9 protein-coding genes are annotated in these 14,315 nt (G+C 31.3%); 8 read left to right on the forward strand and 1 reads right to left on the reverse strand.

The window, feature by feature from the left end:
- The first annotated feature begins 487 nt into the window (after positions 1 to 487).
- The 3 genes from AC22L0_RS26455 (at position 488) to AC22L0_RS26465 (ending at position 3,633) form a co-directional block, all read left to right on the forward strand.
- A complete protein-coding gene (locus AC22L0_RS26455; protein WP_002196086.1) occupies positions 488 to 1,174 on the forward strand; it encodes a hypothetical protein in 687 nt (228 codons plus the stop codon).
- A 576-nt stretch (positions 1,175 to 1,750) separates the two neighbouring features.
- Complete coding sequence (locus AC22L0_RS26460) at positions 1,751 to 2,185, forward strand: hypothetical protein (protein ID WP_001006720.1); 435 nt, start codon at positions 1,751 to 1,753, stop codon at positions 2,183 to 2,185.
- On the forward strand, positions 2,185 to 3,633 hold the full coding sequence (locus AC22L0_RS26465) for an FtsZ/tubulin family protein (protein WP_001097025.1): 1,449 nt from the start codon (positions 2,185 to 2,187) through the stop codon (positions 3,631 to 3,633). The genes AC22L0_RS26460 and AC22L0_RS26465 overlap by 1 nt, the downstream gene beginning before the upstream one ends.
- Positions 3,634 to 3,658: 25 nt before the next feature.
- On the opposite strand, the gene AC22L0_RS26470 is transcribed toward AC22L0_RS26465, so the two are convergent.
- Positions 3,659 to 4,408, reverse strand: coding sequence for a MerR family transcriptional regulator (locus AC22L0_RS26470; protein WP_087967537.1), 750 nt, complete (start codon positions 4,406 to 4,408; stop codon positions 3,659 to 3,661).
- Between the two features lie 2,944 nt (positions 4,409 to 7,352).
- Here AC22L0_RS26470 and AC22L0_RS26475 point away from each other — a divergent pair.
- The 5 genes from AC22L0_RS26475 (at position 7,353) to AC22L0_RS26495 (ending at position 14,265) form a co-directional block, all read left to right on the forward strand.
- Positions 7,353 to 8,666, forward strand: a complete 1,314-nt coding sequence (locus tag AC22L0_RS26475) for a DUF3854 domain-containing protein (protein ID WP_087967535.1) — start codon at positions 7,353 to 7,355, stop codon at positions 8,664 to 8,666.
- A 403-nt stretch (positions 8,667 to 9,069) separates the two neighbouring features.
- Entirely contained in the window at positions 9,070 to 9,300 is a 231-nt protein-coding gene (locus AC22L0_RS26480) for a hypothetical protein (protein WP_000533697.1), read from the forward strand.
- A 22-nt stretch (positions 9,301 to 9,322) separates the two neighbouring features.
- Positions 9,323 to 10,294, forward strand: coding sequence for a sigma-70 family RNA polymerase sigma factor (locus tag AC22L0_RS26485; RefSeq protein WP_487272529.1), 972 nt, complete (start codon positions 9,323 to 9,325; stop codon positions 10,292 to 10,294).
- A gap of 312 nt (positions 10,295 to 10,606) precedes the next feature.
- Positions 10,607 to 12,145, forward strand: a complete 1,539-nt coding sequence (locus tag AC22L0_RS26490; RefSeq protein ID WP_087967533.1) for a hypothetical protein — start codon at positions 10,607 to 10,609, stop codon at positions 12,143 to 12,145.
- Between the two features lie 20 nt (positions 12,146 to 12,165).
- Entirely contained in the window at positions 12,166 to 14,265 is a 2,100-nt protein-coding gene (locus AC22L0_RS26495; RefSeq protein WP_487272531.1) for an adhesin, read from the forward strand.
- Positions 14,266 to 14,315: the final 50 nt, after the last annotated feature.

The raw sequence follows: 14,315 nt of genomic DNA on the forward strand, positions 1-14,315 counted from the left end.
CGGTTGCGATTGTCATGAAATGAAAGTAATTAATGTTGGATAAATTAAGCAGTTCAGTACATAAAAATGATTAGTGTATATTTTAACGGAAATTTGCAAAAAAGTAACCCATTATCCCCTATAGAATCTCGGTTTAAAAACACATATTATTTCATCAGGTGTGGGTAATTAAAATCAATGATATCAAGTGAGAATTTACTATTAGAGTTCGTCATTTGTACTTCGACATAGATAAAAGAACATATGACGAACTCTAATAATGAAAAAAGGGTTCGGCATATGTATCTCGTCATATATGTGTAGAGTAACAAAAATAAATAAAATGTACAGTGAATATTCTTTTGCATAGATGATATTAAGTATTAAACAAAATTGTATTTAATTCTGTAGAGCTATTTGTTTATCAGAAGGAAAAATCACATCATAAAAGAAATAAGTAAATAAACATAATAAAGTAAATGAAAATTGTGTATATTTCATATTTTGCATGTTACAATCTGATTTAAGGGGTGAAAAAATGCGGAATTTGAACACAGAATATGGGCTAATAAAAACAATTATACAAAGTGAATTTGAAACAGACGTTCTTTATAACATGGTAACTAACACATTAAATAACGAATATGAGATAATCCCATTACAGTTTGCTGCTCTAGATCCTTATAAAATCTACAATATCTCACAAGTTAGTAGACTATTGAGACTGAAACCTAATAAATTAAGGTATTTAATTAACAGATACGGTGAATACATCCAGTTAATAAAAAAAGGAACTAAATATGTTATTTCATTTAAAGCTGTATATAAGATTTATTTAGTACATCTATGTTTAACAAAGAAATTAATTAGTTTATCAGAGTTTAATCGCTTTATGGCTTTACATGTGAGTTATAGTGATTATATTGATATGAAATTGACAAGTTATACTGACAAGTTTGTAGAACTTAATTTTAGAGAAAAACAAATGAATGAAAATGAATCACAATTTTATGTGTTATTTCTACAAATCTCAAAAATAACTACGGAATTAATAAAAGAAATAACGAAATATAACATGACATTGACATCCCCTTTCCTTTCTGTAGACAACCAACAGAAAAATGAGTTATTGAAAAAGAAGCAGGATCATAAAGATCTGTTTAATAAACTAAGTGTTTTATATAAAACTATATAGTTAAAAGAGTAATACTTAAGAAGTATTACTCTTTTTTATAGGTCTATATACACGTTTTATTGATAAGTCTTTCATATAAGACCTTTAAATAGGACGTGTAATAAATCGTGGTAATATTCTATTGACATGAAATTAATATAAAAGCATATAAATCCTTTAATAATAAGTGTTTATTTATGCGTCTTATATATAGTTCGTATATATAAGACGCATAAATGAAATAACCATGATAATAGTAGGTTATTTTAGGAGTATTATATATTGGAATTATAATTCTAGATAAAAATATACATAAATACTGCACTCATATTTATAATTTAATAGTTATTGTTAGTTATATGAAACCTCATATTAACATGTTTTATTTACTGCTTATATAAACGACTGTCATGTACGTCTTATATATTTAACATTGATATATAGAACATTGCTTCGATTTTACATTTTGTAAATATTATATAAGTCTTGTATATAACAACTTAATATAAGACTTATATATAATGACTTGATATACGTCTTACAATGATGTAATATATTTTTAGGAATAATTAACCAACGTTTTAAGGGGGGGACAACTTGAACGAGGTATTAAGTGAAAAATATAAACAAAACAAATTCACTGAAGAAGTTGTGGAAATGTTTGCAGACATTATTGAAGAAGACGAAATACTCTACAATGTATTTCATTACATAGGGTCACAAGTAAACAAACAATACCAAGAGACAAAGTATATGAGAGGAATCTCAATAAATGAAATAGTAGAAAGTGTTGTTATTGATAGGAGAGTAAAGAAACCTAAGGGTAAATCCTATTCATTAGAACTTGAAAGAACTAACATTTCAAGAAGATCGGCAGAAGGTAGTGTTGCTACTTTAGCTTCAATGTCATTAATAACAGAAAAAATTATGCATCCGTATAAGTTTTTAATTTCAACTATTAGGGGACAACAAGTATTAGTTGAATTAGGGAAACGCAAAAAAAGTAATGAGAATAAGGGAGAGATAAAATAATGGCAAAAAACTTTCTGAAAAACGAAGTAGCTGTGAAAATGACTATGGTTGGTTTTGGTCAAGCTGGAACTAGAATGGTAGATAAGTTTGCTGAGTACAAGCATACAGACGGGACAGCAGTTTATAATTGTCTAGCATTGAATAGTAATGATGGGGATTTAGCTGAACTGAAAAATGTGCCGAAAAGTAACCAAGTTTCACTAAAATTAGGTGGTTTAGGTAAGAATCCTGAGCGTGCTGTAAAGGTCTTAGAATCTAATGAAGAAGCTAAAGATAAACTAAAAGAATTTATAACAGAACGTGTTAGACCAACTGATGAATTAGTACTATTTTTTGCTGGTTTAGGTGGTGGTACAGGTACATCTACAATTATTCAAGCAATTGAAGAATTCTCCGCTTTTCATAATAAACCTGTAATTGCTGAAGAACTTAAAAGTATGGCAATGAAAATTCCTAGAGAAGAATTAATAAAAAATCAACAAAAGTATGCAAGAATTGCTTTCAATAATGCTATTGAGCGTAAAGATTTTATTAAAATGGGTATTGTGGTTACACTTCCAGTTAGAGCAGATGGGCCGGATGTACTAAGACAGGTGAATAAATTCTCACAAGAAATTTGGAAGTTAGCTAATGATCCAGCCAAAGGCGTTGCATTTGTTGTATTTGCAGATAACCAACATTTCTATGATGAGTTTAAAGGATTAAACGAGAATGAGAAAAAAGGCATTGGAAACTCACGAGACTATGCAAATCAGCGTATTGGAGATATTATTCATGAGTTAAACACAGCTGCAAATGGTTCAGGAACATCAGTAATTCTAGATTCTCAGGACTTTAAACGAATTTTACTAGAAAGAACAGGATGTTTAGTAATTAATAAGGTTTCACGTAATATGAATCAAATTGAAAACAGTGAAGAAATTGTAGATATGTTCTCAGAATCATTGAAAGGAAGTTCATTCCATCACCCTATTGACCTGATGAAGACAAATGAAAATGGAGATTTAGAGGCATCGAAGGTACATCATTTTGGTATGTTAGCAATTTTAGATGAACAGAAGAACATTGATGATTCATTTATGGATGATGCAAAAGTAGAAGTGACAAATAAACTACCAATCAATGGAACTGTTTTTAATGGTTATTTAGTGAGTAAAAATGACTTTATGGGCAGCGTGTATACTTTCTATAAGACAGATGCACTACCATCACGTTTATCTAAAGGATTAGTTGAAGAATATAATGAATTTAAAGAAAAACAAAGTCAAATTCAATATACAAAGTCTCAAATTAATACTATTGAAGCGCAAGACTCGGATGATGACTTCAATATTAACTTTGGTGATTACTTTGAATTAGAACCAGTTAAAGATGAAGAATCACAAGCGCAAAATGATGAAGAATTAGCGGCATTTATGGATCCAGATAAGATGTTCGGAACTAAATAAAAAATAAGCCTGGAATCTTCCAGGCTTATTTTTCTATTTTCATTACATTTTTCATGTATTCAATCATGTTCTCATCAATATAGTTTTCTATGAAAAGTTGTTTTCTCGCAAGATCTTCCTCTTTTTTAAACCAACCAACTTTTTTTATACGAGTTTCTTCTGGCTGTGTATTCCACTCGTTTTCAGCTTGTTTTCTTAACTCTGTACGCGCTCTATGTTGAATAATTATATTATCTAGTCTTTCTTGTCTTTGGCGCTCTTTTAGCTTTTCGGGGTCTTCTGGTTCAGGTAGCACTGCACGTATAGCCTCTTCAAACTTTCCTTGATACTCTAATTCAATGTTTTGTAAATGCATTTGAATCTTTTGCTCTACTATTTTTTCAATAGTCGCTGCAGCTTCCTGCATGTTTAATTGGGTTGAGACTTCACTGGTTTGATTTTCTGGAGAAACTGGTCTTAGTTCAAATTGATGTGGTAAAAGCTCAATAATTGCATCTAGCGACCACTTTTCATCCCTCTTTAGCTTGATAAATAAAGCTATCTCTAAATCCAGTGTATTATATAGCTTTTCATTTGTATTATTGGTTCTTAATGTTCCGTGTAACCCCTTTTCCTCTAGGATATTGAACCAATTGTATACAGTGTTATGATGTCGGCCTACTAGTTTTGAAAACTCTGTTATTCGCCAAGCTTTTTCAAAAGTATCTTCATGACTAGAGTTTGTATTATTGGATTCCATATGTTCATTTGTATTTTTGTTATCTTGTTCAATCATCGTTATACCTCCTTGAAATATAATAGCCATAGCAAAATGTAATTAACATATAAAGTGAGATTAACATGTTAAGTGTCTTTCGACGATATAAACCTCAATACCTTTATTGATTGACATTCACATGAAATGTGTCATTGATATATAAAGTATCACTTGTTAACATAAAGTTGATAAATCAGGCTTTTGAATTAACTATTGTTAATGTCCTATTAATAATCCGTTAGTTATTAATGATTATTGTTGCTATGAAATTAACAAATTAGTTTACAATATACTAATGATAAGAAAATATTAGTGATTTGTAAATAAATTATGAGGATATAGCATTAAACTTAAAGACTTAAAAGCTAAAAAGCATGTATAAATCTAAAGAGAAAAGTCCATACTAATAGTAAATAAAGGCCTATATTTATTATAATTTATGATACCCGGTAGTAGAAAACCAAGAACTGTATAGCTAATTGGTTTCAGTAGGTCTTTAGAATGCACGTAAAGGCTATTATAGGTTATTGAAGTATTTTTATGTGGTTTAATATAAACTTACTTTTTTAAGGGGTATCACCCTTTACAAGTGATCTATATATAATCAAAATTAATTTATACAATTGCTATTTTTAAATTGTAAGTAATAAAAAGCGATTCATTATTTTTTATTACTATTAAAATGTTTTCAAGAATGATATCTTCCGCAGTTTATGCAGTGAATTTTACTATAGAAAAAAGTCCTTTAATAGATGTAGAATCTAAAACTCTATCTGTATGTATATTCTCAACCTTAGAATCAGCAATTGTTAATGTTATGTCAATATTAATTAACGACAGTTGATATGAAACTACCATTAATTAATAACTAGCCCTATTAACATGTTAATCTCAGGTTATATATCAATGATAAGTAAAGAGAAAACTGTTAATTTTCGTGTGTTATTAATAAGAAACGATCAATTGTATGGATCTCTTGTTAATGTCTATCAACAATTATAGTTCTTTTAGGGTGTTTTCCTTTTTGTTTTTCAATAGAAATCTGTTGTAGTAGATAAAATTTTTAACTAATGTGGATTTTAAAAACCCGAAATCTGCTTTTATGTGCATTTCTACTATTTAATTGTCAATGTCATATTAATGTTAAATGCAAATTTTTGATATAACATTAATAATTAAATGGCATGTCTCTTTACGTTTTGCTTTTAGACTATATGTCATTGCGATTAAATTTTAACTATGTTTTGATAGTGTGAAAACATCTTTTAGGATAGATCATCACTAAATTTGCTTCGAGTAAACCTCCACAGAAGAAAATTTTCACCGATATAGATTTTGAAATCTCGAAATCCATAAACGCTTTCGCTTTTGATACCTTATTGTTAATGTCTTATCAACATCAATTAGAATAATATCGATAACAAAAGAATACGAGTGCTTAACATGTTAATCTCAAGTTACATGTTAATGATAAATGAAAAGAAAACTGTTATTTTTTGATGTCACTAATAAGAAACCATCAATTGTATGGATTTCTTGTTAGCTTCTAACCACAATTATAGTTCTATTAAAGTGTTTTTTGATTTTTCGATAGAAATCTGTTGTGGTAGATAAATTTATAACTAATACAAATCTCGAAGACCTAAGATCTGTATTTATGTGTATTTTAACTACTTAATTGTTAATGTCATATTAATGTTAAATGCAAATTGTTGATATGAGATTAACAATATAAACAGTATTCCTTTCTATGTGTTGTTTTTAGACTAAATGTCAATGATAAATAAAGGGTAAAATGCTGTCATCATTTATTATCCCAATTAAATTTTCAACTATGTTTTAATGGTGTCGAGACATTTTCTAGGATAGATCATCACTAGATTCACTTCAAGAAAACTGCTGAAGAAGAAAAAATTCAATCGATATAGATTTTGAAATCTTGAAAGCTATAAACGATTCTTCTTTTTTGAAATCTTATTGTCAATGTTATATCAATCTTATTCAAAATGATATTGATAACAAAAGAAAATAATCAATTAACATGTTAATCTCAGTTAACATGTTAATAACAAATAAGAGATTGAAAACCATTTCTCTTTTCATTGGTATCGACATGAGATTGATAGTTTCATGGTGTTTCTTTTTTTATGTCGTACTAGCATTTAAACATTTGCAAAGGTAGTTTATTAATTAACTTATTTCCGTACAATCAGTTGGAGTGGATTAATGTTCATCTAATATAGATTTTGAAGTTTAGATAGGTACAAACGTTTTTGATAAGTAGCTGCTTGTTAATGTTATGTTGATGTTAACCGGTGGATACTAGTGATAAAGTTGGTGCGCTTCGTTTGACATGTTAATCTCAGCTGATATGTCAATGTCAAATGCGGGTGAGATGTGTTGATTTTCTGTTGGTATCAACATGAGATTGATAATTATATGACTGTTTTATAGTCCGTATTCTAAAGTGTTTTTGAGTAGGATTAATTAATTTTGAACAAAATATAATCTTATGATGCTTGTTTACAAGAAAATGATTATGGTTAATAACGGTGCCCTTAATAGCGCAATTAATTGGTTAGTAGAGAGTATACTGTACCAAAAAAAGTTAGCAGAAAAACATTAGTGGACGGTTAATAAGGAGGCTCCTTATAGCTTAGTAAATATAGATTGCTAAAATAGTATTTAATTCCGAAGAAGTTCTCGCTTCAAAAGGTCCAAAAGGGGTTAAGCAGTAAGATGCCCATGTATAATTATAGTGGGAGTTTAATAATATTATAATTAACCTCTAGATTAAATAAAGAATTTTTAGTATATTCTTATTATAACTTGTTAATTTTTTTAATTTCTAGTGATTACATGAAGCCCTTCGGGTTACGGATTAAATTACACGTTTGTGTGGTATTTAACCTCCGTATTCCAAAGGGCTTTTTTATTTGCTCAAGGGGAAAGGAGATATGTGATGTCAATTGAAAAGTTAGCAGCAAGTAGAATATTAAGGCCAGTGAGAAGCATGAATAAGGGGAGTAATGAGAGGTGGTTTGAATATTATAGAACAACGTGCCCTATATGTGGTAAGCAAGGATGGTGCATGGTTAATGATTCTGAAACTAAAATAATATGTGGACGAATTTCATCTGAAACAGTATTGGGGGAAGCAGGCTATTTACATATAATAGCTGAAGATCAAAAAAGGGGATATGACTTTTCTCAAAATCAGATGATTAAGGAACATAGGAAGAAAAATGATTACAACCTTGATATTATTTATACTTTATTCCTAGAATTTTTAGACATGCGAGATGAACATATTAAAATGTTAATGGGATCGAAACATAGGGTTACAAGTGAAGTAATAAATGTTAGAAATTACAAAAGTTTTCCTATTAAACCTTGGGATACTACGAAAGAGCTAATAAAAAAAGTAGGAGGGAAAACAAGCTATATTGTTGGAATTCCAGGATTTTATGCAAAAGAAACAAAGGATGGAAGATATTTTACGTTTGCAGGAAGGAGAGATTCTTTATTAATACCGCAGAGAAATATATATAATCAGATATGCGGTTTTCAATGTAGAATTGATAATCCTGAATATATGACAGTTGTAAAAAATCATAAACCAAGCTTTAAGGCAGAAGTTATTGAGCAACCCAATGTTATAGAGGTGACCTATAAAATCAATGGGAAGATAGAGTCTATATTTAAAGGTAAAATCGATGTTAAAGAATGGTATGAAATTAATTATGAAGGTGAAAAATTAGGTGAAGTACAATTAAAGTTAGAAAGTAAATATATTTGGATCAGTTCAGGTGGGAAATTCCATGGAACAGGAGCTGGGAACCCATTGCCAATACATGTAGCAGTACCTAGTCGAGAGTTGAAAAGTTTGGAACGTGGAGAACTAATAAAAAAGGATAATGTATGGATTTCAGAAGGCGCTCTAAAGTCTGATATTGCTGCGGAAAATTTAGACGAGCTTCTAACAAATGAGGAAAAAGTAATGTATGGTACCACAGTTGTATCAATACCTGGGGTTAAAGTATGGAGAATATTAATTGAACCATTAAAAAAAATGGGAGTTAAACAGGCGACGTTCGCTTTAGATATGGATATGATTACAAATTCAGATGTTCAGCGGTCGTTATTAGAATGTGCGCAAGCGCTTTATCAAGAAGGGATAAGTATTAATTATGCAAGTTGGGATATTAATCTTGGAAAGGGTCTAGATGATTTACTGTTAAACGATTATATTCCAGCAATAGAGAAAGTGAGATAAACGCTATTTTAATTGAAGTGAATTAAGATATATATTAATAAGGGGTAGAAATGATTCAGTACTTTTCTATACCATAATTAGAATGAGTGGGTTTTATAAAATCGAAGGATGTATTGTATAGAAGAATACAATACATCCATTGTTTTATACGTATTCTTGATAGTCATCAGGGTTTAAATTGTATATATAATTAGTTTAATCATAAGGAAATGATGGATATTTTAATATCCTGGTAATTTTTGAATTTTTAGAATAATTCATTTTACATTTTGTTATAATCCTATATCATATACATACAGGAGAAATTTGGAAAAGTTTTGAAGGAGAAGTTTCGTATCTATGTAATACCGATAGTAGTTTTTAAGTACTAAATAATACTATTTATGTATACGAGGTGAAACAAATGGGGAGACGAGTAAGCGAGAAGAAAACAAAAGAGCAGTTTTTATATGAAAGAAGAAGACAATTAGAAATAATGGAAGGTATTAGTAGCATCTGCAAAGGATGCGATATTTATATAGAATTGAGAAAAACGAAAGCACATAAAGAAGTTGCCAATACATGCGCAAGGAACTGTAAGTTGATTAGTAACGTACAAAAGGAGACAAAGATGTTTTTAGAAACAATTCGTTAAAAATGAGAAGGGAGGAATAAGTATGAATCAATCATATAGCAGCTTGAATCGCGATGAGTCATTAAATAAAACTATAACACAAGGTTCTACTGCAAGAAGTATTAAGCCAATGGCTTATCCAGAAGGTAACACTTTTGAAATTAAGGAAATAGGAAATTATCAGGTACTTTCAAAACAAGAAAGTTTAAATTTATTTCAGCGGTACAAACATGGTGAAAAGGATCTACGTGATTATTTGTTTCATGTGAATGTAGGGTTAGTATTATCTATTGCAAGAAAGTACAAAAACAAGCACCCTGATATAGAGTTTGATGATCTGGTTCAAGAAGGAAATGAGGGAATGTTACGGGCAATGGAAGATTTTAATCCAGCTTTAGGCTATTGCTTTTCCACATACGCTTTTTGGTGGATACAAAAAAGGATGTTAGGAATTATATGTAAAAAAAGGTCGGGACCTTTTAAAATACCTAACTATGTGAATCAATTTAATTTAAAATATGTCGAATTAGAAGATAAATATTTACAAATGTACAACAGACCCCCTTCGGTGGAGGAAGTTGTAAAAGAGTTAGATGTAACTAGCGAAATAGTCATTAGGCACAACGTATATTATAAGCGAGCTACTACTATGACTTTGGATATAGATACAATAAATGAAGATATAGGTATATCAAATTCATCCCATGATGATAAATCAGCAATTCCTTCAATAAATGAGATGGTAATTGAAGACTTAAATTACGAGATATGGTTAATATTTGATGAAGTATTGAACCAAAAACAAAAGATGGTACTAAATCTATGTTTTGGTCTTTTAGATGGTAAAGTGTATTTGCATAAAGAAATTGCAAAAGCACTTATGATAACAACTGAAAGAGTGTCACAAATAAAGGAAGAAGCAATTAAAAAATTGAAGAAATGTGACTATAAAGATGAAATTTTTAATCTACTACATGAAAAGTTGAAAGTTATGGATGAACTTAATATGGTGTAAAAATATAAACTCATATATCCCTGAATATTCAATGCAGTAAGTGTGTAGTATCTTTTTTTATCTAAAATTTGAAACAAAGTGATGCATTAAGAGGAGAACATGTACTATGAATTCAATAGATGTAAAGTAAAAAGAAGGATAAATGGGTGCAGACCATTTATCCTTTTTTAATTTATCATGCTTAAAAAATAATATTATCACTAATTTTCCTTAGTTTTTTTGTGGAAATATCTAATGATTAATTATGAAGGATGAATAATTTAATTACTCTCATTAATGAGGTACTGATAGAAAGGAGGCTGTTGTTGTTTTATGCAAAATAATAGAAAAAGAAACGTAATTAAAGAAAGAATTAGACAAGAAAAAGAACGACGTGAGCGATTACTAGCAGAGGAAGAAGAACAATATGAGGATGTCTACAAAGATCCAATAAATGAGCAAATACAACAAGAGCATTCAGAACAGCCGCGGAACCAACGTGAAGAAAGTGTAAATGTAAATTTACCAAAAAATGAACCTTCAAATAGTAACCCAGCTCTTGCTTGGATCACTACAATTCAAAAACAGGCAGGCACTTCTGAAAATGATTTAAAAATAGAAGAAGCACGGGAACGTGAAGAAGAAGCACGTAGAAAGGCCGAAGAAGAAGCAAGAAAACAAGCAGGAGCAGAAGCGCGTAGAAAAGCAGAGGAAGAAGCAAGAAAACGTGAAGAAGTGGAAGCACGTAGAAAGGCCGAAGAAGAAGCAAGAAAACGTGAAGAAGTGGAAGCACGTAAAAAGGCCGAAGAAGAAGCAAGAAAACGTGAAGAAGTGGAAGCGCGTAGAGAAGCAGAGGAAGAAGCAAGGGAACGTGAAGAAGTGGAAGCACGTAGAAAGGCAGAAGAAGAAGCAAGAAAACGTGAAGAAGTGGAAGCACGTAAAAAGGCAGAAGAAGAAGCAAGAAAACGAGCAGAAGCGGAAACGCGTAGAAGGGCCGAAGAAGAAGCAAGAAAAGAAGCAGAAGCACGACGGAAGGAAGAAGAGAAAAAACTTGAAGAAGTAAGAAAAAGAAGATTAGAGGAAGAAAAGAAAATAAAAGAAGCACAAAAGAGACAAAAAATAGCTGTGGTGAAAAGGGAGCCCGATAGTGATGAAATTAATTTAAATAATGAAAGAAATCTACCAAATGAACCTAAATTTGAACAAGAAGAGAAAGTCGCAATCGATAAAAAAGGAATCTTAAATAATATGAAAAAATTAAAGTACGCTATTATAGGAATCGCATCAATTGTTTTATTAGTAGTAGCAGGTTTTGCCTTTAGCAATATGAAAAATTCACAGGCTGCATCTGCAAATAATGTAAATAGTTTAGAAGTTAATGCGAATTTAATAAATGGGTTAAGATTATCTGCAGTTCAAAAATATCAAGATGCTGCCTTGGAATTTGATAAAGTCGATTATAAAAAGTTAGGAAAAGAAGATAAAAAGGCAGTTTTATTTACGTATCTATTAAGCGGTAAAGCACAAAAAGCAATTGACTTAGAACAAGATTTTGCAGAATCAGTAGTTTCATATTATATAGCTGTAGATAATTTGAAAAAAGTAAAAGAATTAAAAACAAAAAATCCACTAATTAATTTTGAAATTGCTGCATTAGATAACAAACATGAAGAAGTTATCAATTTAAGAGATCAAGTGCCACTAGATGGCAGAAGAGAAGGAATTATTGTTAATAGTTATTTGAAATTAAATAAATCTGAGGAAGCTAAAAAATTTGCTCAAAAGGTTGGAAATAAGGATTTACTCGAAAAAATTTATAATTCTACACCTAATAGTTCTGCTATTTCTGTAGCAACTATAAGTGCAGGTTAAGTAATGGGGAGGAATTGATTGTGCCTTTAGATTATTCTAAAATTTTCAAGAGAGTTTTACTTGCAACTACTGCTACTACCCTAAGTGTGGGGGTAGTTACAGGCTGCTCGCTGTTTTCTTCTGAAAAAAAGAGCACTAAAACGGCATCAGTATCTAAAAAGAAAAAGGATAGTGAAAAAGAAAAGAAAAAAGATGAGAAGAAAGATGAAAGTAAGAATGAAACGACTGAAAATCTAAATACTAATGATTTTGATGAAATCATTGATAATGCAAAACGTAGCTCTGATCAAAATTTAGCCGGTATCATTGAAAATATCAAAAACAAAAAGAAATTTGATGACTTAACAGATTCAATTGCAACCGCAGCTATAAACTCAGATCGAAACTTAGCATCAGTTATTGACGGTGATAAATCAAATAATCGTTTTTCAGATTTAAATACTTCAATTGCATCAGCAACAAACAATCCTTCTGTCTCGGATAATAAGGATAGTAAGAACTTTGTATTTGGTGGCGATCTAAATATTAATGATGGTGTGGCTATTGCAGATAACTCAATACCTCCAATTAATAATAATAAAAAGCCACCTACTTCTAGTGACACTAGTGGCGGGGAAGTGAAACCGCCAACAGGTGGTAAAGGTAATAATGGAGGTGGTACAAAACCACCAACAGGCGGAGATGATAACGATGGTGGAGGCGGTACAAAACCACCAACAGGCGGAGATGGTAACGATGGTGGAGGCGGTACAAAACCACCAACAGGTGGAGATAATGATGGTGGTGGTACAACAAAACCAGAAAAGGATACAGTGGCACCAGTAATAACAGCGAAGCAAGGTGTAACTGTATATGTAGGAGATAGCTTAAATACAAGGGATTTGGTAGACGTAAGAGATAATAAAGATCCAAATCCAGTAGTATCGATGGGAGAGTACGATACAAGTAAAGCAGGAGAAATCCAAGTAACAGTAACGGCAACAGATGCATCAGGAAATAGCTCAAGTACAACAGTAACCGTTAACGTAGTCGAAAAAGAGGAAGAAAAAGACACAGAAGCACCAGTAATAACAGCGAAGCAAGGTGTAACCGTACATGTAGGAGATAGCTTAAATGCAGGTGATTTAGTAGAGGTAAAAGATAATAAAGACCCAAATCCAGTAGTGACAGTAGGTGCATATGATACAAGCAAGGCAGGAGAAATTCAAGTAACAGTAATGGCGACAGATGCATCAGGAAATAGCTCAAGTACAACAGTAACTGTCACCGTAGTCGAGAAAGAAGAGGAGAAAGATACAGAAGCACCAGTAATTACAGTAAAAGAAGGTGTAACTGTACATGTAGGAGATAGCTTAAATGCAGGTGATTTAGTAGAAGTAAAAGATAATAAAGATCCAAACCCAGTAGTAACAGTGGGAGCGTATGATACAAGTAAGCCGGGTATAATATCAGTTCAAGTAACAGCAACTGATAATGTGGGTAATAGCTCAACTGCAACGGTAACTGTCACCGTAGTCGAGAAAGAAGAGGAGAAAGATACAGAAGCACCAGTAATTACAGTAAAACAAGGTGTAACCGTACATGTAGGAGATAGCTTAAATGCAGGTGATTTAGTAGAAGTAAAAGATAATAAAGATCCAAACCCAGTAGTAACAGTTGGAGTGTATGATACAAGTAAACCAGGTATAATATCAGTTCAAGTAACGGCAACTGATAAGGCGGGTAACAGCTCAACTGCAACGGTAACAGTAAAAGTAGTGGAAAAGGAAGAAGAGAAGGATACGGAAGCACCAGTGATAACACCAAAACAAGGTGTAACCGTACATGTAGGGGATAAATTGAGTCCAGGAAGTTTAGTGAGTGTAAAAGATAATAAAGATTCAAATCCAGTAGTAACAGTGGGAGCGTATGATACAAGTAAGCCAGGTACAATATCAGTTCAAGTAACGGCAACTGATAAGGCAGGAAACAGCTCAACTGAAACAGTGAATGTGGTAGTTCTTGAGAAAGAAAAACCAGAACAGAAGCCAAAACAGAAAAATGCAGGAACAACTTCTAAAGAGCAGGATAATGGATTACAAGGAATGATGCAGTGGATTTCGTTGAGGAAAAACAGGTAGCATTTGAGATACTCGAATTCTGTATTCATCAAAGTTGTAGTGTAATCTAC

The organism is Bacillus sp. LQ01 (assembly GCF_057624735.1).

Coding starts and splice junctions, on each gene's coding strand:
- AC22L0_RS26490 (WP_087967533.1), top strand. CDS start 10,607: ATGCAAAATAATAGAAAAAGAAACGTAATTAAAGAAAGAATTAGACAA.
- AC22L0_RS26485 (WP_487272529.1), top strand. CDS start 9,323: ATGAATCAATCATATAGCAGCTTGAATCGCGATGAGTCATTAAATAAA.
- AC22L0_RS26475 (WP_087967535.1), top strand. CDS start 7,353: ATGTCAATTGAAAAGTTAGCAGCAAGTAGAATATTAAGGCCAGTGAGA.
- AC22L0_RS26465 (WP_001097025.1), top strand. CDS start 2,185: ATGGCAAAAAACTTTCTGAAAAACGAAGTAGCTGTGAAAATGACTATG.
- AC22L0_RS26470 (WP_087967537.1), bottom strand. CDS start 4,408: ATGATTGAACAAGATAACAAAAATACAAATGAACATATGGAATCCAAT.
- AC22L0_RS26480 (WP_000533697.1), top strand. CDS start 9,070: ATGGGGAGACGAGTAAGCGAGAAGAAAACAAAAGAGCAGTTTTTATAT.
- AC22L0_RS26455 (WP_002196086.1), top strand. CDS start 488: ATGTTACAATCTGATTTAAGGGGTGAAAAAATGCGGAATTTGAACACA.